22 protein-coding genes are annotated in these 22,067 nt (G+C 47.4%); 14 read left to right on the top strand and 8 right to left on the bottom strand.

Features of this window, described 5'->3' with window-relative positions; translation table 11 throughout:
- Positions 1-53: 53 nt before the first annotated feature.
- Positions 54-257 carry an NfeD family protein gene (locus H6G50_RS09620; RefSeq protein ID WP_190715607.1) on the bottom strand — a complete coding sequence of 68 codons (204 nt, stop codon included), beginning with the start codon at positions 255-257 and terminating at the stop codon, positions 54-56.
- A gap of 93 nt (positions 258-350) precedes the next feature.
- A complete protein-coding gene (locus H6G50_RS09625) occupies positions 351-821 on the bottom strand; it encodes a hypothetical protein (protein ID WP_190715609.1) in 471 nt (156 codons plus the stop codon).
- A gap of 125 nt (positions 822-946) precedes the next feature.
- On the opposite strand from H6G50_RS09625, the gene H6G50_RS09630 reads away from it, so the two are divergent.
- The gene (locus H6G50_RS09630) at positions 947-2,212 is read left to right on the top strand and encodes a hypothetical protein (protein WP_190715611.1); all 1,266 of its coding nucleotides are present in this window, start codon (positions 947-949) and stop codon (positions 2,210-2,212) included.
- A 29-nt stretch (positions 2,213-2,241) separates the two neighbouring features.
- Here the strand turns inward: H6G50_RS09630 and H6G50_RS09635 are convergent, their stop codons facing one another.
- Both H6G50_RS09635 and H6G50_RS09640 read right to left on the bottom strand, forming a co-directional pair.
- Positions 2,242-3,810 (bottom strand): glycosyltransferase family 39 protein, encoded by a 1,569-nt coding sequence (locus H6G50_RS09635; protein WP_190715613.1) that lies wholly within the window; start codon positions 3,808-3,810, stop codon positions 2,242-2,244.
- Between the two features lie 28 nt (positions 3,811-3,838).
- Positions 3,839-4,780 (bottom strand): hypothetical protein, encoded by a 942-nt coding sequence (locus H6G50_RS09640; protein WP_190715614.1) that lies wholly within the window; start codon positions 4,778-4,780, stop codon positions 3,839-3,841.
- A 489-nt stretch (positions 4,781-5,269) separates the two neighbouring features.
- On the opposite strand from H6G50_RS09640, the gene H6G50_RS09645 reads away from it, so the two are divergent.
- The 6 genes from H6G50_RS09645 (at position 5,270) to H6G50_RS09670 (ending at position 9,439) form a co-directional block, all read left to right on the top strand.
- Positions 5,270-6,271: an Npun_R2821/Npun_R2822 family protein gene (locus H6G50_RS09645; RefSeq protein WP_199302785.1), complete on the top strand. Its 1,002-nt coding sequence runs from the start codon at positions 5,270-5,272 to the stop codon at positions 6,269-6,271.
- A 14-nt stretch (positions 6,272-6,285) separates the two neighbouring features.
- Complete coding sequence (locus H6G50_RS09650; RefSeq protein ID WP_190715616.1) at positions 6,286-7,209, top strand: Npun_R2821/Npun_R2822 family protein; 924 nt, start codon at positions 6,286-6,288, stop codon at positions 7,207-7,209.
- A 40-nt stretch (positions 7,210-7,249) separates the two neighbouring features.
- Positions 7,250-7,957: a DUF3747 domain-containing protein gene (locus H6G50_RS09655; RefSeq protein WP_190715618.1), complete on the top strand. Its 708-nt coding sequence runs from the start codon at positions 7,250-7,252 to the stop codon at positions 7,955-7,957.
- A 75-nt stretch (positions 7,958-8,032) separates the two neighbouring features.
- Positions 8,033-8,296, top strand: a complete 264-nt coding sequence (locus H6G50_RS09660) for a DUF3146 family protein (protein WP_190715620.1) — start codon at positions 8,033-8,035, stop codon at positions 8,294-8,296.
- Position 8,297: 1 nt separating this feature from the next.
- A complete protein-coding gene (locus tag H6G50_RS09665; RefSeq protein WP_242032771.1) occupies positions 8,298-8,912 on the top strand; it encodes a Uma2 family endonuclease in 615 nt (204 codons plus the stop codon).
- A gap of 146 nt (positions 8,913-9,058) precedes the next feature.
- Positions 9,059-9,439, top strand: a complete 381-nt coding sequence (locus tag H6G50_RS09670) for a carbohydrate kinase family protein (protein ID WP_199302790.1) — start codon at positions 9,059-9,061, stop codon at positions 9,437-9,439.
- A gap of 44 nt (positions 9,440-9,483) precedes the next feature.
- On the opposite strand, the gene plsX is transcribed toward H6G50_RS09670, so the two are convergent.
- The 4 genes from plsX to H6G50_RS09690 all read right to left on the bottom strand — a co-directional run bounded on the left by plsX (position 9,484) and on the right by H6G50_RS09690 (position 15,137).
- The gene (gene plsX / locus H6G50_RS09675; RefSeq protein ID WP_190715863.1) at positions 9,484-10,560 is read right to left on the bottom strand and encodes a phosphate acyltransferase PlsX; all 1,077 of its coding nucleotides are present in this window, start codon (positions 10,558-10,560) and stop codon (positions 9,484-9,486) included.
- Positions 10,561-11,019: 459 nt separating this feature from the next.
- Positions 11,020-12,441, bottom strand: coding sequence for a GTP-binding protein (locus tag H6G50_RS09680; protein ID WP_190715622.1), 1,422 nt, complete (start codon positions 12,439-12,441; stop codon positions 11,020-11,022).
- Positions 12,442-12,547: 106 nt separating this feature from the next.
- Positions 12,548-14,179, bottom strand: coding sequence for a hypothetical protein (locus H6G50_RS09685; protein WP_190715624.1), 1,632 nt, complete (start codon positions 14,177-14,179; stop codon positions 12,548-12,550).
- Between the two features lie 4 nt (positions 14,180-14,183).
- The gene (locus tag H6G50_RS09690) at positions 14,184-15,137 is read right to left on the bottom strand and encodes a hypothetical protein (RefSeq protein WP_206756565.1); all 954 of its coding nucleotides are present in this window, start codon (positions 15,135-15,137) and stop codon (positions 14,184-14,186) included.
- A 181-nt stretch (positions 15,138-15,318) separates the two neighbouring features.
- Here H6G50_RS09690 and dtd point away from each other — a divergent pair, with 181 nt between their 5' ends.
- The 7 genes from dtd to H6G50_RS09725 all read left to right on the top strand — a co-directional run bounded on the left by dtd (position 15,319) and on the right by H6G50_RS09725 (position 21,986).
- Positions 15,319-15,780 (top strand): D-aminoacyl-tRNA deacylase, encoded by a 462-nt coding sequence (gene dtd, locus H6G50_RS09695; RefSeq protein WP_190715628.1) that lies wholly within the window; start codon positions 15,319-15,321, stop codon positions 15,778-15,780.
- Between the two features lie 3 nt (positions 15,781-15,783).
- Entirely contained in the window at positions 15,784-16,893 is a 1,110-nt protein-coding gene (locus tag H6G50_RS09700; protein ID WP_190715630.1) for a HEAT repeat domain-containing protein, read from the top strand.
- A 76-nt stretch (positions 16,894-16,969) separates the two neighbouring features.
- Entirely contained in the window at positions 16,970-18,217 is a 1,248-nt protein-coding gene (locus H6G50_RS09705; RefSeq protein WP_190715632.1) for a HEAT repeat domain-containing protein, read from the top strand.
- A gap of 98 nt (positions 18,218-18,315) precedes the next feature.
- Positions 18,316-19,095 carry a hypothetical protein gene (locus tag H6G50_RS09710; RefSeq protein ID WP_190715634.1) on the top strand — a complete coding sequence of 260 codons (780 nt, stop codon included), beginning with the start codon at positions 18,316-18,318 and terminating at the stop codon, positions 19,093-19,095.
- A 98-nt stretch (positions 19,096-19,193) separates the two neighbouring features.
- Positions 19,194-20,141, top strand: coding sequence for a HEAT repeat domain-containing protein (locus H6G50_RS09715; protein ID WP_190715636.1), 948 nt, complete (start codon positions 19,194-19,196; stop codon positions 20,139-20,141).
- Positions 20,142-20,340: 199 nt separating this feature from the next.
- Positions 20,341-20,634 carry a Dabb family protein gene (locus H6G50_RS09720; protein ID WP_190715638.1) on the top strand — a complete coding sequence of 98 codons (294 nt, stop codon included), beginning with the start codon at positions 20,341-20,343 and terminating at the stop codon, positions 20,632-20,634.
- Between the two features lie 116 nt (positions 20,635-20,750).
- Complete coding sequence (locus tag H6G50_RS09725) at positions 20,751-21,986, top strand: VWA domain-containing protein (protein WP_190715639.1); 1,236 nt, start codon at positions 20,751-20,753, stop codon at positions 21,984-21,986.
- Positions 21,987-22,067: the final 81 nt, after the last annotated feature.

Here is a 22,067-nt window from a genome sequence, read left to right on the forward strand (position 1 = left end):
CGAATTACGAATTACGAATTACGAATTACGAATTACGAATTACGAATTACGAATTATTCCAGGCGTTCGACGACTAAAGTCAGGTTCTCTCTACGGAGAACTCGCACGACTTCGCCAGGGACAAAAGTCATTTTGCGATCGCAGCGTGCCTCCCAGTAAGTGCCGCGAAACTTAACGCGCCCGCTTTTATAGGGTTGGATTTCTTCATCGACAATCGCTTCGCCTTGCCAAGGATTGGAACTGCGATCTATGGGCATAAAATTTACGCTTCGGATATTTCTGTATATTCAGATTTTGCACGATTCTCGCTCGAGTTGGAAAAATAACTGGGTTTCCTCAATAAATGGCGACTAACCAAGCGTACAACTCCCCGCGCTCGAACGGAGAAACTGCCCCGCCCCCAAGTAATGAACGATCTGGACTTGTTGCGGACTACCGCTGAGGGGACGCAAACTTGCATAGAGTCCGTGTTGCGATCGCGCCATACTATAAATTCCTCTACCATCGTTCGCTTTACCTCGGAATTGCCCGCTAAAGGGCAGTTTAGAATAATCGGCATCGGGGGCGATTTCCTCGAAAGCACTGAGGGGAGCGCGATCGAGTAATGTTGAGATGCGAGCGTTGCGATCGCGGCGCTGAACCGTTATCGTAAAGTTGCCCCGAGAGCGACCTGTAATTTTGTAGGTTAAGCTGGAACCATTATGAGAGGCGATCGCTGCATTGCACGTTAGGTTTTGAGGGATTGCCCGCGCAATAGTCGGGAACAAAATAGAAGAGGCTAGAACTGAAAAAATTGCTAAGCTGTTTAAAACTTTCTGCATGGGCTAAATCACTCTCAAGGCGTTCGTATCGATGAACTCAAACTAGCCAAAACTTTTGAGGGGTGCGCTTGCGTATCAATTTTGGTAACGCGCTCGATTTTTGAAGAAATTTCGTCTAAGTAAGAATGAAACAATATTCAGAAATTATGGTCAAAAATCTATTATTCTCCACCGCCGCGATCGCAACCTTCAGCATCAGTTGGAGTCCTGCGGTTTTTGCCAATCCCACCGAATCCCTAGCTGCAAGTAGCGCCCTGCGTTCCCGAGGTGCAGCAGGAGTTGCCGAATTTATCCAACAGTATCGCGATCGCCTCGACGATCCGCAAGTTCGCCTTGCCCTCGATAAAATTTGCCAGCAGCGGGATTGTTACGCCTCGCAACTGTATTGGTACACGGATTTAGAAGCCGCAAAAGCGGAAGCGAAGGCAACCGGAAAACCGATTTTATCCTTGCGATTGTTGGGACGGTTGGATGAAGATTTGAGTTGTGCGAATAGCCGCTTTTTCCGCGTTGCTTTGTATCCGAATGCAGAGATTTCTAAAGTGTTGCGCGATCGCTATATTCTACACTGGCAATCGGTGCGCCCCGTCCCGCAAGTGACTATCGACTTTGGCGACGGGCGACAATTGAAACGGACTTTAACCGGCAATAGCATTCACTACATTCTCGACTCCGACGGGCGCGTACTGGATGCGTTACCGGGAATGTACGGCCCGCAAGCCTTTCTGCAACACTTAGAACGCGCCGAAACCCTCGATCGGCGCTTGCAACAACTGCCCGAAAGCGATCGCGCCGATACCCTGCGCCAATATTACCGCGATCGCGTCGCCACCCTCCAAAATGACTGGCAAGCCGACCTTTCTCAACTCGGAATCCAGCCCCCCAGCGAACTCGCACCCCTTCCCGCCGAAATTCCCACCGCCGCCGAAGCCGGACGCTTAGCCGTCAGTAAAATGATGGTTGAAGCACCGCTACTCAACGCCATTGCTAGCAGCAATCGAGAACGGTTGAACGCTGCCACTGAAATCGCCGGATGGGAGAAACTCGCGCAACTCCGCGCCGCCGACAGTCGTTTGGATGAGAACAGTCGCGCTTTGATGCGGGCGAAAAATCCCCGCACCTGGGAGATGCAAATCGGTCAGGAGGATGCCCTAGCGCCCGTTGTCGAACGCTTTGAGATGGTTATGGCGATCGATACCATCCGCAATCAATATCTCCTGCAACCGCAAATTTATCAATGGTTGCTGGATCGTCCCAATTTTGCCAACAATCTCGACACTTTAAACGCGCAAGTTTACGATCGCCTCTTCCTTACGCCGAATTCCGATCCCTGGCTCGGTTTATTACTTGAAGATGAGTTTACCGCGATCGACAATCAGGGCGCAATCTAAAATTGGGTTCAACCCTTCATTGTAACGTTTTAAGGCGATGTTTTGACGAGTTTATAGAGCCTTTTATTAACAACAGGCTCGGCTTTAAAATTGCGATCGCGAGCGATAAATTCAAGGAACTGCTTATCGGGATAATACAAAAATAAATCGCTAAACTCGCGGCTTTCCTGCTCCAAGTTTACTTTTTGCTGCCACTGCGCTTCGTCCTCATTTTTGAGGAGTTGAAAGCGAACTTTAGGGTTGACTAAATAACTGAGAGCGAGTAGGAAACTGTGGGTTGCTTCGCTGATAACTAAAGGACGTTCTGCTCGATTGATTTCAGGAGCAATTTTCAGGTTTTCCGAACTCGCAGTTCCCCGTTGGTCGTCCAATCCCCAGTCTTGCGCTCCTAACAACTCAATCCCAGACAAAATGCCTCCAACCAGCAGGAAAATTAACAAAATTTTTCCGAGGTTGCGCTGCAATTGTTTGTGTCCGCTCATGAGATGAATAACTCCTCCAGCGATCGCAAGTTCGGCAGCCAGAAAGTAAGGGAGATAATAACGCGCTTGTAGCGAACGAATCGAAGTTGAGATTAAATCGGGAACGATCTGAGCGAGGGCAGGAATAACTGCTAACAAAATCAGGAAAGACCAAATTTTTAGAGGGGTATAGCGACAGAGAAGATAAAAGGCAAAAATAACCAAAATAACAATCGCATAATCGAGATACTTATCGAGACGAGTAGGCGTGTAGAAATTGATAAATGTATTGCCGGTATTGTCGATCAGCTTGGTGACAATTTTGCCAATATTGTTATCAAACTGACGGTAATATTTGGTGTTGTTCCTAACCGTATCTAAGTTATTGAAGATGTGGAAAAGCCAGGGAAAGAAGAGAACAAAGCCCGATCCCGCAGAAAGTAAGTAAGCTTTTAAAATCGGAGTGTAACGGAAGCGTTGGACGAGCAAAACGTAAATTCCCTGCGCGAGAGCAACAAAGGCGAAAAATAAATGGGTATAGAAGCCCATCGCAATGGTTACAGCGTAGAGAATCCAAAGTTTAAGGGTAGGTTGACGGAGCGCTCGTAACAATAAGGCACTTGAAAGCGCGATCGCAACCGTCCATAAGCTATATTGAGTTGTATTTTGAGCCGCCATCATCTGAACAGGAGAAATAGCAACCAGTGCGACGGCAACCCAGCCTACAGCGGGCGATTCAAACAGTTCTAAGCACCACCAATAAATGCAAGGAAGGGCGAGCAAAGATAGCACGATTGAGAAGACGCGGGCTGCGCTTGGAGTATTAAAAATCTGCATCCAAAAGCGCGTTAAGAGGGGATACAAGGGCGGATGTTCCGGATTGCCCGCGATCGCATCGAGCGCATCTCCTAACGTTCGATCTGTTCCCGGCTTTTGATAGTGTTGTAAATCTTCAACGCTGAGGATATCTCCCGTAAACTTCGTTTCGATAAATGCGCTACTTCTCATTCCCGATAGTCGGAGAATGCTTCGGACTTCATCAGCACTATACACTTTTTTATCAAAATCTGCAAAACGGAAAAATATCCCCAATACTAAAACAATAATGAAGAGAAATATGGCAGATTTTTTAAACATAGCTCTCCTGCTTTTAATCTGAAGTCGCTCAAAACCATAAATCTGAAATCAGATCGTAATGACCGGCTTGTTCGGGAGGATATTCGCCTCGTTCGATGCGTTGAATGATATCGGGTAAGGCTTGAATAAACTCCGGGCTGCGGTCTTTAGGGTGAAGCGTCCAGGCTTTAGGGGTAGCGAGTACGCCCCGATAATAATGAGTTTGTTTGAGTCTCTGAGAAACCATAACTTCCCAGGAATCTAACTCATTTCTTCCAGTCCAATTGTTTAAAAAAGTTTTGAGAGCAACCGGCAGACGATCGAGGGGTTTGATGCGATAGGAGCGCCAAATAACGGGTAAAGGGAGAAATTCATTGAAGCCTTTGCGTTGAATTAAGTAAACGCGACTGCTAAAAGACTTAAACCTATAAAAGCCGTCAGAATCGCGTTCGTAAGTCCCCCTTTGGTAGAGAGTTCCATCGTCAGTAGGCGGTCCTGTTAAGGGGCGCAGTGACATGAGTTCGGGACGTTTTTTGATTAACTCGATGGCTTCTTCAATCCAACTGTAACCGGATTCTTGATAGAGCAACATATCGCTGTCGTAATGCAGCATATAGTCGCCTTTCGATTCTTCGATGGTGAAAATCGTGCCGAGGATGGGATACCCTTTGTAGTTGTGGGTTTTGCGGATGGGAGTGCGGAAGTGTTTGCGATAGACGCGATCGCGGTATTGGTCATCGTAGCGCATATCGACGGCGCGATCGACTACGCCATCGGCAATTAATTGTGCCACGCGATCGCGCAATTCCTCCATCGTCCCAATTCCCGGACGGCCGACTTTATCCCCCGTCAGTTCGGCACGATCAACGGCTAAGACGCGCTCGTTGAAGGGAAAATGACTCATTTTGACCAAGTGGGGAATGGTCTGCATCATAAAGGGAATATCGGTTCGCGCTACTGTAATCCAGAGCGTGCAGCTTGGTGATGCCATTGAATTCACCTCTTTTTCGTTAACTTTCTTGAAATTTGGTTCTAAGAAACTCTAACTTCCTCTAGAGTGACACGAGATTAGGGGAGTGCCAAGTTTTGGATTACAAAAATATATGGAAAATCTAGCCCAAACCGTTTACGCCCCGAATTTGGCGATCTACACTTAAAGGAGCGTCACTGAGTTGGTTATGCAACTGTCAAAAATTCGATGAATGGAATTTGTACCCTCGCTAACGATCGCGTTTACGCTCGACGGGTGACTCTTCTCAGAAGTCTCGAATCGATCTCGACATTTCTCTATCCTGCTAATTCTCGACAGAGGACTCGATCTCCCCTGAGTTGGGAGCGATCGTAAAGTTAAAGATAAAGAAAACTCTCGATGAAAGCAGGGATGAGTTATTTTGTACTGAGGAGGAAATACTTTGCCTCATAAGACCCGATTTTCGCTTCAACCTACTCGTCAAATCTATTGCAAAACTCCCCTAATATTATGAATGGAATTTACACTTTAGCAAATGATATTGTTTACGATCAACTGGTTGCATTACTTAATAGTATAGAAGTTAATGTTGGGAAAGATTTCCCAGTTCGAGTGATTGCTTACGATCGCAACTTAGAGAAAGTTCGGGAGTTAATTAAAGATCGCAAAAGTGTTGAACTTATTGATGACTGGGAACTCTTTCATCCCTGGCATGATTTTTCACGAAAAGTTTGGGAAACTCACCCTTCAGCGCTACAAACTTGGAAAGAAAAAGGAATTGATGGAGTCTATCGTCTCTCTTGCAACCATCGATATTTTGCCTTCGACGAACGCGCTCCCTTCGATCGATTCATTTATTTTGATGCGGATGTAGTGGTTCTCAATTCCCTCGAATTTATCTTTGAGCAGTTAGACAAAAGTGATTTTGTTATTTACGATTTTCAATACAAAGATCCGAGTCATATTTTCAATGTAAATTCACCCAAGCTGTTTGACGTTTTTCCGGAAAATAAAGTGCGATCGGAAATATTTTGTTCGGGATTTTTTGCTTCTAAAAAAGGGGTGTTTCCTCTAGAAAAAAGAGATTGGCTCGTGTCTAAACTCCAAGAAGGAGAAGCAGAAGTCTTGTACATGAATGCACCGAATCAATCGGTGTTAAACTATATGAGGATGCGTTCGGAAATTCCGATTTACAACTTTTCCTTGCATTTACCGGAAGCAGAAAGGACTGGCTGTTCGGTCACATCTCCTCATTTTGAAATGCGAGACAATCTTTTATACGATAAGGGAGCGCGATTAACCTATCTCCACTATATCGGTCTCTCCTCTAAGCTTTTTTCGCGATTATGTGAAGGCGAAAATATTGACTTTCCTTACCGCGATATTTTCCTGCACTACCGCTACCTCAAAGAACCGGAAAAACGACCGCAATTTCAAGGAAAAGCGAAGCCTTACGACGCGCCGCCAAGTTTCGCCGATAAAGTTAAAAAGAAATTGGGACTTTTCAAGTAAGGAAAATAACTCTCATGCGTGGAATTTACATCACGGCGAACGATAAAGTAACCGAACAAGCGATCGCGCTCCTCAATAGCATCCGCCTTTACGATCCCGACGTACCCGTTACCCTCATTCCCTACGACGACAACTACAGCGCGATCGCGAAACATTTAAAAGAGGCTTACGGCGTTAAAACCTACACAGATTTAGACTTTATCGAGCGCCTTTCCCAAAAATTATACGATATTTTTGGCGAAGGCTTCTTCGCGCGTCCCAATCAGTTTCGCAAGCAAGCCTGTTGGTTCGGAGAATTTGATGAATTCCTGTACATCGATACCGATATCGTCGTTTTTGAAAAAATTGCCGACAACCTCGACTCCTTAAAAGATTACGACTTTCTCTGCTGCGACTACCAACATTCCGGCGGTATCACCAACGTTTTTACCCCAAAAGTCATTGAAGAGGGCGTATTCAGCGAAGCCGAACTCAAAGATATCTTTAACGGCGGTTGGTGGGCCTCTAAAAAAGGCTTGCTTACAGAACAAGATTTGTACGATTCCTTCGCCGAATGTATCGCCCACCCGGAATACTTCGATTTCTCCCAAAAAACCTCCGACCAACCAATTATTAATTACACCATTCTCAAGCGAGTTCCCCGCCGTTTTAACCTCGTGCGTCGCGACGAGCAAATACCGGGAAGCTGGGCGGGAAGTCGTCACTTCCAACGGCGCGGCGATATTTTAATCGATCCCAGAAATGGCGATCGCGCCTTACAATATCTTCATTGGGCGGGAATTCGCATCGAACCGGGCTGCCCGTATTGGGACATTTGGAAGCACTACCGCTATCTGGGGGATCCGAACCCCCCTGCCGACCCGCCGCCTGCGCCAGAAAGCCTGAAAAAGAAATTAAAAAAGATGATTTCTGGCTTCAAAAAGCAGATTGGCTCTTAAAATTGCAGCCAAACTAACGTTTAGCTCGAGACAAGTACCTATGAAGCAATTTTTGCCTAGAGTTTTAGCGCTTGCGTCGCTGCTGAACCTTGCATTTCCGTACTCAGCGCCAGCGTCCTTATTCGATAACACTGAAGTCCGCCAAGAAAAGTTTATCGCGATCGCGTCTCCGTTTGGCGTAGAGCAACGGCGTTACACCTTGCTTCTCGTCGAACAAATTTCTAACGCTCGTCCTTGCTGGCGCGAATCCGCAGGCAGCCCTACGCGCGTCGATCCTTTGCTGTTGGATTTCGACTTTACCGGAACCTGCGAGCGCGGAATTGACGGTAACTACTACTCGATTCGCATCGGGAACGAAGACTATGGCGGGCGCTACCTCCTCAGCATCGTTCCGCGCGACAACGACTTGGTACTGATGGGGACTTCCCTCACCGAACCCAACCTTCCGCCCATCGAAATCGGACGCACCAACGGGATTGCCGACGGTTACTTAAAAATCAACCTCAACCCCGGTTGGCGCTTCACCAAACGCACCTATCAGGGCAAAGTTCTCAGCCATATCTACTTTACCGGCGATCCGACCGCGATCGCACAACAGCCGCCCAGCGCGCCCCTACCCCGTCCTCCCGTTTCTACTCCCTCCTCCCCACCGCGTCTCCCCCTTCCCCCTCCCGCTTCTTCCACCGCGCCCCTACCGGGCGTTACCCTTCCCCCTCCCCTGCGAGAAGTCATTTTCACCAAACCTTGATAAACTGTTTCCTCTGTCGCGCCTTCACAGATTTGCTATGTTGATTGGTTAAAGCAGTAAGGAACGAGCAGAGTTGTGAGTGCGAAGCGTCTACCGGAAACAACAGCCTATGTAAGAATCGTGCGTCAGTCTTGGCAGCAGGGCAAGATTGAAGGCGAAGTGAGAGCAGCCTCTTACGAGTGGCAGTTTCAATGGAGTTTTCGCAAGGGAGAACTCCGAGTGCAGCCATCTTTGGGACGTGCGTTGATTTCGGAACCGTTGAGCCGTTTTTTGGAACGGTGGGACTATCAACTCGAGGCGGGGGGCGATTACGAGTTTACCTTGCGGGCGGAACTTTAAGATGCTCGCGATCGCGCCCAATGCGAGTCAAATTCAAGCAGAGGTGAAACAGACAATGATAGCAATTCCGGCTGGATTCAACCCCCAAGATTACCTCGCGCTCGAACGCCAGCAGACCATGCGGCACGAGTATCGTTATGGTTTAGTTTATGCAATGGCAGGGGGCAGCGACGACCACAATGAAATTACTCTCAATCTTATTGAATGCTTGCGCCCGACTGCGCGCGATCGCAACTGTCAATTATTTGCCAGCGATGTAAAAGTCAGTCATGCCGATCGCTTTTTTTACTATCCTGATGTTTTTATAACCTGTGCCGTACAGGATCGCGACGATCGCTACATCAAACGCCATCCCAAACTCATTGCTGAAGTTCTCTCGCCTTCCACTGAAAAATTCGATCGCGCCCAAAAATTTGAGGATTACCAACAGTTGGTCTCTTTAGAAGAATATCTTTTAATTTCGACCGATGAAATCCGTGTCGAATTGCGTCAGCGACAGTCAGATGGAACTTGGAAAACCACAATTTATAGAAGCGGCGATCGCGTTTTTTTAGCGAGCATTCAGCTAGAAGTCGATCTTTCCCAAATCTATCGCGGTGTCAGTTGGAATCGTTAAGGATTGATTTGTAAAGTTGAGTAGTTTTCTAGTCTCCGGTTCAATGAATTTGGAAGTGACGCTGCGAGTCGATCGCTTCCCTCGATGATGACTACAACCGCGATTTTCTCGCCAGTGCAGAGATTCTCTTTTTAAGCGACGAGCGACTGCCCTGCGCGCCGGAAACTTGGGTTAAGCAATGTTGCGATCGCTACGGCACTGAAATTATTGTCGTCGGTTTGGGCGAAAAAGGCGCGTTGCTTTGGGTGAAACGAGATAATTTTCTCGAACGCTTTCCCGCAGCACAGATTCGCCCCGTTGTCAATACTATCGGCGCGGGCGATGCGCTCTTTGCCTGTTTCCTCCATGCTTATCAGCGTTCTGGCGATCCCTACGAAGCGATCCAAAAAGCCATCCTCTTTGCGGCTTACAAAATTGGCGAAACGCGCGCAGCAGAAGGATTTTTAACGCCAGAGGCTCTCGAAGCGCTGGTTCTGAACCTTACGAGCTTTAAGCTAAATCAACCTCGCCCGTTACGAACTGAGTAGGGACAACCGCTCTGTATGCGCCCCTACTGTTGGCTCTATCCTTACTACGCTGAGGGGTTAACGTCGCTGGAATTAACCTCTGCATTCGCGAGATCTGCGATCGCATCTTGTTTTCTACCCTCGGTATAAGCCTTAATGCGTTCCAATACCTGATTGTCGATCGCGTCTTTTGCCAAGCGAATCGCATTGAAAATCGAGGGCGCTTGCGAACTGCCGTGACTGATAATACAAATCCCATCCACGCCCAACAATAAACCGCCGCCGTGTTCGGCGTGATCGATCCGCTGCTTGATGCGGCGCAGGTTGGGTTTTAAGATCGCGCTGCCGACTTTTCCGCGCACGCCGCGAGGTAATTCTTCGCGCAAAATTTGCAACAGAATATCGCCCACTGCCTCAGCAAATTTCAGCAAAACGTTACCCACGAAGCCATCGCAAACAATCACATCGAAGTTCCCCGAAAGCACGTCTCGCCCTTCGGCATTGCCACGAAACGGAATTTCGGGGTTTTGTTCGAGCAGTTCGTGAGCGCGCAGGGCTGCATCGTTGCCTTTAGTCGATTCTTCGCCAATATTGAGCAGTCCGACTTGGGGCTTTTCAACCCCCATCACGTACTGACTGTAAATGGTTCCCATTAGCGCGAACTGTTCCAAATATTTGGGACGGCAGTCTACATTCGCGCCCACATCGAGAACGATGACGGATTTCCCAGCAATTAAGGTGGGAAAAACAGCGCCAATTGCGGGGCGATCGATGCCTTTAATGCGCCCCAGGCGGAGGGTTGCTGCTGCCATTGCCGCCCCCGAATGTCCGGCAGACACCACCGCATCCGCTTGACCCTTTTTCACCAGTTCCATCGCCACGTTAATCGAAGATTTAGGCTTGCGCCGCAGGGCAATGAGGGGTTCTTCGTGCATCGTAATGACATCTTCTGCCGCTACGATTTTGACCTTGTTGGAGCCAGATTGGGTTTTGAGGAGGGGTTCGATCTGCTGGGGATCGCCGACGAGTAACACCTCGATATCTAACTCTTCAGAAGCTCTAATCGCTCCCGTAACGATTTCACCAGGGGCGCGATCGCCGCCCATAGCGTCAACTGCAATCCTTTCGCGCGTCGCTCTCATCGTACCGATAGTGATAGAAACCTTCAAAATTTTAACAGAAGCCTTGGTCGCAATTTTAACCTGTGGACTGCGAAATTGGGAAATTCTACGGGGAATTTTTTATGGGAGGGGGTGAGGGGGGGGATGAATTATGAATGATGAGTGGTGAATTATGAATGGTGAGGGGTGAGTGATGAATGGTGAGGGGTGACGGGGGAATGGTGAATGATGAATGATGAATGATGAATTATGAATGGTGAGTGATGAGTGGTGAGTAATGAGGGGGGATGGGGAGATGGGGTGACGGGGGAATGGTGAATGATGAATGATGAGTGGTGAATAATGAGGGGTGACGGGGTGACGGGGGAATGGTGAATGATGAATGATGAGTGATGAATTATGAATGGTGAGTGATGAGTGGTGAATAATGAGGGGTGACGGGGTGACGAGGGGACGGGGGGATGAATTACGAATTACGAATTACGAATTACGAATTACAAGTTTGGCGCTGAGTTCTTGTTTGATACGGCTGAGGATGGAGGCTTCGTCTAAGGAGTCGAGGATGCGCGCGATCGCGGCTTTGGGGCCGTCAGGTCCCCAGGATGCGCCGTTGGCGAGGTAGAATTGGGCGGCTTTGGCGATCGCGTAACTGGAGGTTCCGGCAACTCCGGCTTGGGTGGTAGCAACGGCGAGGTAGGGCGCGATCGCGCCGCCGCCGGTTACGGGGACAGAAAGCCCCAGCAAACTTTTCAGCCCGCTTAATCCCAAATTAGCAAGCAATTCGCTCGCGCCCAAACCGCCCATCCCTAACGCGATTTTTTGCAGCAAGTTCCAGCTACTGCGATCGGTCATGGGCAAGCCGTAGAGCTTGGAAAGCGATAGGATTAAGGCTGCATCGACGATCGCCCCAGTTAGGAGGTCGATCGCGGTGACGGGGTTGAGCGCGATCGCAGTTGCCTTGAGAATTACGCCGCGCCAAATCAATTGTTCGGCGGCTGCCTCGCGAATGCTAAATTTGCGCGCGAGAACTCGTTCGTTGACTTCATCAGCAAATAGCAAGCTATTGAGCGCGACTAAAGATTTCCCTTCCCGGTGCAGAATTTCGAGAATTTTTAACTTTAAGTCCTGGATTTGCGGCGCTCCGGGCTGTCGCTGTACCTTAAGGCTACCGTCTTTTTGGCGAACCGCGATCGCAACCAGGGGAGACGCTGCTACCATCACGATTTCGTCGGGGGTGAGTAACTCGCGTACTCGTTCGTCTCGTATTTTTTCGTAGATCGAAAGGCGATCGGCTTCGGGATATTGGTCGATTTTGTTGAAAATTAAAATCATCGGCTTGCCGACTTCTCGCAAGCGCGACAACGCATCAAACTCAACTTTTGTCAAGTCTCCGGCAACGATGAATAAAAGTAAGTCGGCGCGTTGGGCGACTTCTCGGGCGAGGGCTTCGCGGGTTTCGCCGTCTACTTCATCAATTCCGGGCGTGTCGATCAATTGAATTTGCGAGTTTCCCGCACCCGGAAGTGCGACGCGGAGGATATCGCCCTCGCCACCCGGAATGGATTCGCGATCGAGATGCCAATCGGCACAGTCTGCCGTGCGAGTTACGCCGTGCAGCGGCCCGACGGTGAAGACTTCCTGCCCCAAGAGGGCATTTAATATCGAAGATTTGCCGCGTCCGACCATCCCAAAGGCAGCAATTTGGACGATCGCGCGATCCAGTTTATCGAGGAAGTTTGCGAGGCGATCGAGATCGGGTTCTAAGCCGGATCGTTCCCGGGCGTTGAGATCGAGATTGCCGATTAAGCTGCGGAGGGAGTCTTGGGCTTGTTTGTAGTGAATTTCGGCTTGAATCTCGCTAAAGCTAAAGATAGCGCGATCGAGGTCTTCGAGATGCGTCATAGCGCGGGTTGCGGTTTTTTAGGGAACGACAGAAGGTTAAAAGGCGATTTGCTCCATGCTAGCGAATTTTCAAGCAGTCAAGAATTTGCCTGCATAATGAATGATGTTATTTGTTGCGTTTGAGACAATTGGGGAGGTGAGACCAACCCGAAAATTGTAAGTTTGTGTAAGAAATACTCGCAATGCCATTTGCCCATTGAATGGGACTCGGATTTTTACTCGCTTGGTAAGATAATGTAGCGGAATGGCAAAGGGCAGTTAAAAGCAGAGAAATTTCAGCTAAACTATGAGATTTAGGGTTAATCGGCACCCGAAATTTTGTGGTTTCTGTAAGTATTCCTGGCTGAGGTGCCAGACAAGGATATAGGGTGGCAAGAGCGGACGCTTCGGGTAAAATCGCCGTACCGGGTTCTGGTTCTCTAGCACGGTCGTGAATCAGGGGAGAACCCGATTTAGCGTATTCAATGAGAGTAAATTCGCGATTAGGTAATGCCGTGCGATAAAATTCTAAGGATTCGCGATGAGGTCTAAGTCCATCTCGGATTAAATATAGATCGCGATCCGGGGAAAGAGACTCAGCGCGATCGACAATCCAGGATAAACCGTCTGCTATTAATTCTGGAGAGAGGGTTTCATCTTCATTTTTAAGAGAACGCCAATGAGCGCATAAATTTCCTGTGGGACTTGTTAAAACAATAGCGACAACTTTTCCTTTCTTAAACCCCCCTGTCCCAATATCTATACCAACAAACCAACTGTTATAAAAATTGGGGAACTCTAGCGGCTCCGCAACGAAAAGACTGCCTCCTGCTTTTGCCAGGATCGCAATTGCTAATCCATGTCTAGAATAGACAGGATTAGATGCAGTCGAACAGAGTTGAAAGGCTGCATTCTCGAAATCTAAATACTTCAATCGCTTCATTTCTGCATCCGGAGGTCTATCGCCTCGTTTACCTTGTAGGGGAAAAAGAATAATTGGCCTTTCCAACGATTCACTTGCGAGAAAGTTTTTCATTTCTTCATCTTTCTTAAGCTCAACTAAAGAGACTTCACAACCCCAGTCTTTAAGAACGCCCACAATTTCTCTAGCGCAAGATTTTGCTTTTTCAGGAAATCGCACATTTTCCAATGATATGCCAAGTTGAATTGCAGCGGGACGTACTGCTTGCATAGTTTTAACTGAAGAAAGTAAATTTTTAGAAAAATTACCCTTCTGGAGAAGCTCGACTAAACTTTGGGAACCATTACCAAAACGGTAAATGATTCGCTCAGCTGCTCGAAAAACTTCATAATTGCTATAATGTCGAAGCTGTTTTGTCACTAAAGCTTGATTCAAGAAATGAATGAGCGCTTCAATCCCTGGAAGTGACTGTTCGTGTCGCAAGGCTGGAGGGTACTGACCTCGCGCAAATAATTCGGATGCAGAAAAGGGCAATGGTAGCGTCGATCCCGGTTCAAATACCAGTCTCGCTAAAGTGATTCCGATTAACGTTTCCTGTTTTAATCCTCCAAAATTGACTCGAGTAACTCGATAGGCATTGCGACAGGTCAAATTAGATGATGGAACTTTAATTTCGGGGTCATCAGGATGCCAAATTCGGATAGTAGTATGACGAATGTCATAATGGTAAGGACAATCTCTGCGTTCGAGGCATTCTTCGATTGCGCTTCGCCATTCATCCGCGCCAAAAATTCCCGGTAATTGATAACATTCCCAAATCGGATTATATTTTATCATCAGGTTACTCATCAATGACGATTGTTGACCAAACAAAGGGAAGATGGAGCAAATAAAGAATCGAACGTTTCCATGCTTCCGTTCGGATTCCATCAGGATGTCCAAAATAGTTACGGTGAAAATTTAAACATTTTAAAATTAAAATCGGTTCTTCTTGCGGTCGGGATGGATCGGAATAAATAAATTTTCCCCGATTTGCTTTGTCTATCAATTTGCTAAAATTAGTTTGTTTATTTTCATCGCCAACAATTTTCCCTAGTTGCCCTTTAAGAAATTCATGAGTTTGAGTGACAAAAGCAGACGGTTCGCGAAGAGGCTTATGTTTCGCAAACCATTCTTGAAGCGATTTTTGATTCGCGGACGACTGAATAACGAGGGAGACTAGAGCTTTTTCTATGAGTTCAAGTTGCTTGGGATCTGTAAAGTTGAGTTGTGCGGGTAGAACTTCAATCGGTTCGGGAGATAAATTTTCTCGATCGATCGATTCTAGCTTGGAAAGTTTCCCTGCGGTTTCATTTTGTAGATTGTATAATTGAGTAAGCTGGTCGTTTTGATTTTCAGTAAGATTTAATAAGGAACTTAGCATGACTTGAACTTGTTCGAGTTCAAGACTTACAATGCTTTCAGAAGAGGACGCATCTTCCATTGAACCGAGTTCTTCAAGCGGATCGATGTTAACGTGGTGTTCGGGCGGTGTGCTTCCAGGATATCGCTGGGTTATAGGTTTGCGGATATCAAAAACATCAGCATCTGGACAAAATTCCCGAGCAAGCGCTTCGTAAACTTCAGGCGTTTTTGGATAAACCCAGGCTTTGCGGTTTCCGTCCCATTGCCTTCCTAAAATTTTTTTTGCGCGATCGCGATTTTCGGGATGGATGCGAACTAAAAAATTTCTTCCATCCTCAGATTCAGAAACTTCAATTCTTCCGAGCTTTCCAGGGTTGACTTCAAAAGGCATCGTCATATTGAATTAAGATGTACCCAAATTAATGTCACTCAATAGAGTTCCCAATCCTTCACACAAAATTACTACTGATACAGCCTACAATATTTCCGCATTCTAGAGTTCTTAAAAAAAGTTTGTAATTCGCTGCTCGCATCTCGTCGATCGCGTTTCAAAATTCTCTCCCTAAAAATTTATGCGCGTTATTTTGCAACGAGTTCTATCTTCTAGAGTCATCGTAGACAGTACGATTATCGGTCAAATCGATCGCGGCCTCAACTTATTGGTTGGTATTGCGCCGACGGATACCGAAGTCGAACTAGCTTGGATGGCGCGCAAATGCTTAGAATTGCGTCTTTTTCCGGCGGATGGGAGTGAGGGACGCTGGGAAAAGTCAGTGCAAGAGATTGGGGGCGAACTGCTAGTAGTAAGTCAATTTACCTTATACGGCGATTGTCGTAAAGGTCGTCGCCCCTCCTTTAGCGGTTCTGCTGCGCCGGAACGAGCCGAGCAATTGTACGATATTTTTGTGGAGAAATTGCGCGCCAGTGGTTTGCGGGTGGAGACAGGAAAATTTGGGGCAATGATGCAAGTAGAAATCGAAAATGACGGCCCGGTGACGTTAATTTTAGAGCGGGAAGCTGGAGGCGAAGTGTAGTAGATGATGTCAGATAATACCGTAAACTTATCCTCGCTCGAACGAGAAGCAAGCAGCGAAAATACGCCCGCACCTCGCTTAACTGAACTCGCCGGACAAAGCTTAGAATTGGCGAGAATTGTGGCTAAAAATATCACTACGCCCCCCACTTTGCTTGCAGAACTCAGTACGAGTGAAGATCGATTAACGCGCCAGAATGTCACCCAAAATCCGAATACTTCCTTAGAAGTTCTATTTGAATTGGGAGCGGAATTCCCCGATGAATTTTTCGATAATCCCGTTTGCCCTCTGCTTCCGCTGGAAAACCCCAACTGGGTTGAAATGCTTCCCGAAGATACAATACAAACTTTTCTATCTCATCATCGCGCCCAGCAAGCATTGCTCGAAGGTTTCCGAAATCATCCCCACCCCTATCAGTTATTTTCTTGTTGGAAGCTAGAGATTCACGATTTACCGACTCATTGGTTAGAAGAGTTTTCTCGAAGTATTGATGAAGATGTTCGTTACAGTGCTGCTGGAAATCCCAAAACTCCAGTTTCCCTCCTCAAACAATTGTCGCAGGATACGAGCGATAGAGTTCGCCACGGTGTTGCTAACAATCCGAAAACTCCCGTTCCCCTTCTCAAACAATTGTCGCAGGATACTAGCTATACGGTTCGTCGGAGTGTTGCTAACAATCCAAAAACTTCCGTTCCCCTCCTCAAACAATTGTCGCAGGATACGAGTGATAGGGTTCGCCACGGTGTTGCTAAAAATCTGAAAACTCCAGTTTCCATTCTCAAACAATTGTCGCAGGATACGAGCGATAGGGTTCGCTACGGTATTGCTGAAAATCTGAAAACTCCTGTTTCCATTCTCAAACAATTGTTGCAGGATACGAGCGAGGCGGTTCGCGAGAGTGTTGCTAACAATCCGAAAACTCCAGTTTCCCTCCTCAAACAATTGTCGCAGGATACGAGCGATAGGGTTCGCGACGATATTGCTATAAATCCGAAAACTCCCATTTCCTATCTCGAGACATTAGCCACCGATTTATCGCTTTCCGTCAGGAACACTGCTTACGAAAAATCAAAGGGAAGAATGGGGGAGTATTTGCAAATACTCTGGAGATAAAACCGAGTACGCTATTAAGCTAAATTCTTGATTAACATTAATTTTGCAGCGGGAAGCTGGAAGGGAGGTGTAGTAAATGATGTCATATAATACCGTAAACTTCTCCTCACTCGAACGAGAAGCGAGCAGCGAAACTACGCCCGCACCTCGCTTAACCGAACTCGCCGGACAAAGCTTAGAATTGGCGAGAATTGTGGCTAAAAATATCACTGCGCCCCCCACGTTGCTTGCAGAACTCAGTACGAGCGAAGATCGATTGACGCGCCAGAATGTCACCCAAAATCCGAATACATCTCCCGAAGTTTTATGTAAATTGGGAGCAGAATTCCCCGATGATTTTCTCGATAATCCCGTTTTTCCCCTGCTTCCACTGGAAAACCCCAACTGGGTTGAAATGCTTCCCGAAGATACCGTACAGGCTTTTCTATCTCATCATCGCGCGCAGCAAGTATGGCTCGAAGGTTGCCGAAATCATCCCGACTTATATGAGTTATTTTTTCGCTGGAATCTAGAGATTCACGATTTCCCGACTCATTGGTTAGAAGAGTTTTCTAGAAGTATTGATGAAGATGTTCGCGAGGGTGTTGCTAAAAATCCGAAAACTCCAGTTTCCTGCCTCAAACAATTGTCGCAGGATACGAGCGATAGGGTTCGCCACGGTGTTGCTAACCATCCGAAAACTCCTGTTTCCCTCCTCAAACAATTGTTGCGCGATACTAGCGAGGCGGTTCGCCGGGTTGTTGCTAACCATCCGAATACACCTCCCGAAGTTTTATATAAGTTGGGAGCGGAATTTCCGGATGAATTTCTCGATAATCCCGTTTTTCCCCTGCTTTCACTAGAGAACCCCGACTGGGTTGCAATGCTTCGCGAAGATATCGCACTTACTTTTCTATATCATCCTCGCGCGCAGCAAGCAATGCTCGAAAGTTTCCGAAATTATACTCACCAATATTGGTTATTTGTTCGTTGGCAGCTACAAGTTGACGACGATTTCCCGACTCATTGGTTAGAAGAGTTTTCTAGAAGTATTGATGAAGATGTTCGCGAGGGTGTTGCTAAAAATCCGAAAACTCCCGTTTCCCTCCTCAAACAATTGTCGCAGGACACTAGCGATAGGGTTCGCGGGAGTGTTGCTAGAAATCCGCAAACTCCTGTTTCCCTCCTCGAACAATTGTCGCAGGACACTAGTGATAGGGTTCGCAAGGCTGTTGCTGAAAATCTGAAAACTCCCGTTTCCTACCTCGAGACGTTAGCCACCGATTCATCGCTTTCCGTCAGTCTCACTGCTGACGGAAAATCAAAGGGAAGAATGGGGGAGTAATTCGCAAATACTCTGGAGATAAAACCGAGTACGCTATTAAGCTAAATTCTTGATTAACATTAATTTTGCAGCGGGAAGCTGGAAGGGAGGTGTAGTAAATGATGTCAGATAATACCGTAAACTTATCCTCACTCGAACGAGAAGCGAGCAGCGAAACTACGCCCGCACCTCGCTTAACCGAACTCTCACAGCAAAGCTTAGAACTGGCAAGAATTGTGGCTAAAAATATCACTGCGCCCCCCACTTTGCTCGCAGAACTCAGTACGAGCGAAGATCGATTAACGCGCCAGAACGTCACCCTAAATCCGAATACTCCCTTAGAAGTTTTATTTAAATTGGGAGCGGAATTCCCCGATGAATTTTGCGATAATCCCGTTTTCCCCCTGCTTTCCCTGGAAAACCCCAACTGGGTTGAAATGATTCCCGAAGATACAATACAAACTTTTCTATCTCATCATCGCACGCAGCAAGCATTGCTCGAAGGTTGTCGAAATCATCCCAACTTACATGATTTATTATTTTATGATTGGAATCTAAATATTAGCGCTTTATCGACTCATTGGTTAGAAGAGTTTTCTAGAAGTATTCATGAAAATGTTCGCGTGTTGGTTGCTGACAATCTGAAAGCTCCCGTTTCCCTCTTCAAACAATTGTCGCAGGATACGAGTGATAGGGTTCGCTGGAGTATTGCTAACAATAGCAAAACTCCCGTTTCCTGCCTCGAACAATTGTCGCAGGATACGAGCTATAAGGTTCGCCACGGTGTTGCTCAAAATCCAAAAACTCCCGTTTCCTGCCTCGATACATTAGCCACCGATTCAAACCTTTCCGTCAGTGATACTGCTGGCAGAGCATTAAAGGGAAAGAGGCGAGAGTAATTCGCAAATACTCTGGAGATAAAACCGAGTACGCTATTAAGCTAAATTCTTGATTAACGTTAATTTTAGAGCGGGAAGCTGGAAGGGAGGTGCAGTAGATGATGCCAGATAATACCGTAAACTTATTCTCACTTGAACGAGAAGCGAACAGCGAAACTACGCCCGCACCTCGCTTAACCGAACTCGCAGGACAAAGCTTAGAATTAGCGAGAATTGTAGCTAAAAATATCACTGCGCCCCCCACTTTGCTCGCAGAACTCAGTACGAGCGAAGATCGATTAACGCGCCAGAACGTCACCCTAAATCCGAATACTCCCTTAGAAGTTTTATTTAAATTGGGAGCGGAATTCCCCGATGAATTTTGCGATAATCCCGTTTTCCCCCTGCTTTCCCTGGAAAACCCCAACTGGGTTGAAATGCTTCCCGAAGTTACAATAGAGACTCTTCTATTTCATCCTCGCACGCAGCAAGCATTGCTCGAAGGTTTCCGAATTCCTCCCGGCTCATTTCAGTCCGGCTCAGGCTCAGTTCAGTTATTCGATCGTTTGACGCGAAAGATTCACGATTTACCAACTCATCGGTTAGAAGAGTTTTCTAGAAGTCTTAATGAAGGTATTCGCAGAATGGTTGCTAACAATCCGAAAACTCCCGTTTCCTGCCTCAAACAATTGTCGCGGGATACTGACGAGTGGGTTCGCGAGGGTGTTGCTAAAAATCCGAAAACTCCCGTTACCCTCCTCAAACAATTGTCGCGGGATACTGACAAGTTGGTTCGCGACGGTGTTGCTATGAATCCGAAAACTCCCGTTTCCCTCCTCGAAAAATTGTCGCGGGATACCAGCGAGGCGGTTCGCGGGGGTGTTGCTAACAATCCGAAAACTTCCGTTTCCCTCCTCAAACAATTGTCGCAGGATACTAGCGAGTGGGTTCGCTGGAGGGTTGCTGAAAATCCGAAAACTCCCGTTTCCTGCCTCGAGACATTAGCCACCGATTCAAGCCTTTTCGTCAGTGATACTGCTCGTGAAGAATTAAAGAGAAGGAGGTGAGAGTACGATCGCATACTCTACAGATTGTAGTCCCCGCTTCAAACCCTCACGTCACTGAAACCACCCGCGAAAAATTCAAGCAAAGAGGGAGTGAGGGCGCGCACCGCAAAGCGGAACGCTCCGGGATGGCGTAAAATCCTAACTGAGTACGCGGCTCGATACCGAACCAACTCACGATAGAACGCACTGCCTGATTGACATGATCGAACATATTGTCTTATTCAAATGGAAAGAAGGAACCGCCCCCAGCGAGATTGCCGCCGTGATGAGTGGATTGAAAGCGCTCAAGAACAAAATTCCTGAAATTGTCGATTTAACCTGCGGGGAGAATTTTAGCGATCGCTCCCAAGGATTCCAACACGCGCTTATCGTCCGCTTTCGCAATCGCAAGGATTTAGAACTCTATCAACCGCACCCCGCCCATACCGAAGTGGTGCAAAACTTAATCCAACCGATCCTCGCCAATATTTTAGCGGTCGATTACGAAGTTTAAAGGGTTGCGATCGCGTTGGGGAGAGATTTTGCCTCCCAAGGCAGTTGGAATTCCGTAGAAGCCGGTACTAGACTTGAAGAGATTTAAAATACCGCCCGAGCAGGAGCCTCAACTTCATGAAAGTCAGTTTGCAACCGATCTTAAGCGATTCTCATCTGGATGCCACTCAAAACAACAGCCAGCGACAGTTATCGATTTCGCTTGCGGCGGTATCCGAGGGTAACGAACGCTTGCCCTTAAATCTCTGTCTCGTTCTCGACCATAGCGGTTCGATGGAGGGCGAACCATTAAGAACCGTTAAGAGTGCGGCGATCGCGCTGTTAGAAAAATTAAATCCGAGCGATCGCATTTCTCTGGTAGCCTTCGACCATCGCGCTAAAACTATCGTTCCCAACCAAGAACCCTCGGACATCGGACAGATCGAACGGCAAATCGAAAAGTTGAGGGCGGATGGCGGTACGGCGATCGATGAAGGGATTAAACTAGGACTCGAAGAAGTCTCTAAAGGCAAGCAGGACAATAACTCGCAAATCTTTCTGCTGACGGATGGCGAAAACGAACACGGCGACAACAAACGCTGCGTAAAACTCGCAGAAATCGCCTCGGAAAATAGCATTACCTTAAATGCCCTCGGATTTGGCAAGCATTGGAACCAAGACGTTTTAGAACGGATTGCCGATACCGCAGGCGGCGCGCTTTCTTATATCGAAACCCCAGAACAGGCGACTAATGAATTCGGACGTTTATTCCAGCGCGCTCAATCGGTGGGTTTAACCAACGCTCATTTAGTCTTTGAATTGATGCCGAACGTTCGCCTCGCCGAACTCAAACCCATCGCCCAAGTTGCCCCCGAAACGATTGAATTGCCCGTCCTCAATGAAGGTACGCAAATTGCCGTGCGATTGGGCGATTTAATGAAGGAAGAGCGCGTGGTGTTGGCGAATCTTTATATCGGTAGACTCGCCCCGGGCAGACAGGTGATTGCGAACGTGCAAGTTCGCTACGACGATCCGGTGGCGGGACAATCGGGGATAGTATCGGAAAAAGTGCCGGTTTTCGCCGAAGTGCAAGCAGCTTACGTCCCTTCGCCCAATCCCGAAGTGCAGAATGCGATTTTAGCGCTGGCGAAGTACCGACAAACGCAAATTGCTGAAGCGAAGTTGCAACAAGGCGATCGCGTGGGAGCCGCAACGATGCTGCAAACGGCTGCAAAAACGGCTTTGCAACTGGGCGATAACAGCGCCGCAACGGTTTTACAACGCAGCGCAACCCAACTGCAATCCGGCGAAGACTTATCGGAGAGCGATCGCAAGAAAACCCGCATCGTCTCCAAAACCATTTTGCAAGAATAACCGAACAAGGCGCGATCGGTTATTTCTCAAAGCCCTCAGAAATAACCCGTCGCTACAATTGAACATAAAGACTTGAGAAAC

The organism is Oscillatoria sp. FACHB-1406 (assembly GCF_014698145.1).
GTDB lineage: Bacteria > Cyanobacteriota > Cyanobacteriia > Cyanobacteriales > Spirulinaceae > FACHB-1406.

Bases quoted from the DNA above. Each gene is read 5' to 3' on its own strand.
- H6G50_RS09725 (WP_190715639.1), top strand. From the start codon at position 20,751: ATGAAAGTCAGTTTGCAACCGATCTTAAGCGATTCTCATCTGGATGCC.
- H6G50_RS09630 (WP_190715611.1), top strand. From the start codon at position 947: ATGAAACAATATTCAGAAATTATGGTCAAAAATCTATTATTCTCCACC.
- H6G50_RS09640 (WP_190715614.1), bottom strand. From the start codon at position 4,780: ATGGCATCACCAAGCTGCACGCTCTGGATTACAGTAGCGCGAACCGAT.
- plsX (WP_190715863.1), bottom strand. From the start codon at position 10,560: ATGAGAGCGACGCGCGAAAGGATTGCAGTTGACGCTATGGGCGGCGAT.
- H6G50_RS09680 (WP_190715622.1), bottom strand. From the start codon at position 12,441: ATGACGCATCTCGAAGACCTCGATCGCGCTATCTTTAGCTTTAGCGAG.
- H6G50_RS09645 (WP_199302785.1), top strand. From the start codon at position 5,270: ATGAATGGAATTTACACTTTAGCAAATGATATTGTTTACGATCAACTG.
- H6G50_RS09710 (WP_190715634.1), top strand. From the start codon at position 18,316: ATGATGTCAGATAATACCGTAAACTTATCCTCACTCGAACGAGAAGCG.
- H6G50_RS09705 (WP_190715632.1), top strand. From the start codon at position 16,970: ATGATGTCATATAATACCGTAAACTTCTCCTCACTCGAACGAGAAGCG.
- dtd (WP_190715628.1), top strand. From the start codon at position 15,319: ATGCGCGTTATTTTGCAACGAGTTCTATCTTCTAGAGTCATCGTAGAC.
- H6G50_RS09635 (WP_190715613.1), bottom strand. From the start codon at position 3,810: ATGTTTAAAAAATCTGCCATATTTCTCTTCATTATTGTTTTAGTATTG.
- H6G50_RS09700 (WP_190715630.1), top strand. From the start codon at position 15,784: ATGATGTCAGATAATACCGTAAACTTATCCTCGCTCGAACGAGAAGCA.
- H6G50_RS09625 (WP_190715609.1), bottom strand. From the start codon at position 821: ATGCAGAAAGTTTTAAACAGCTTAGCAATTTTTTCAGTTCTAGCCTCT.
- H6G50_RS09655 (WP_190715618.1), top strand. From the start codon at position 7,250: ATGAAGCAATTTTTGCCTAGAGTTTTAGCGCTTGCGTCGCTGCTGAAC.
- H6G50_RS09665 (WP_242032771.1), top strand. From the start codon at position 8,298: ATGCTCGCGATCGCGCCCAATGCGAGTCAAATTCAAGCAGAGGTGAAA.
- H6G50_RS09690 (WP_206756565.1), bottom strand. From the start codon at position 15,137: ATGCCTTTTGAAGTCAACCCTGGAAAGCTCGGAAGAATTGAAGTTTCT.
- H6G50_RS09720 (WP_190715638.1), top strand. From the start codon at position 20,341: ATGATCGAACATATTGTCTTATTCAAATGGAAAGAAGGAACCGCCCCC.
- H6G50_RS09685 (WP_190715624.1), bottom strand. From the start codon at position 14,179: ATGATAAAATATAATCCGATTTGGGAATGTTATCAATTACCGGGAATT.
- H6G50_RS09715 (WP_190715636.1), top strand. From the start codon at position 19,194: ATGATGCCAGATAATACCGTAAACTTATTCTCACTTGAACGAGAAGCG.
- H6G50_RS09650 (WP_190715616.1), top strand. From the start codon at position 6,286: ATGCGTGGAATTTACATCACGGCGAACGATAAAGTAACCGAACAAGCG.
- H6G50_RS09620 (WP_190715607.1), bottom strand. From the start codon at position 257: ATGCCCATAGATCGCAGTTCCAATCCTTGGCAAGGCGAAGCGATTGTC.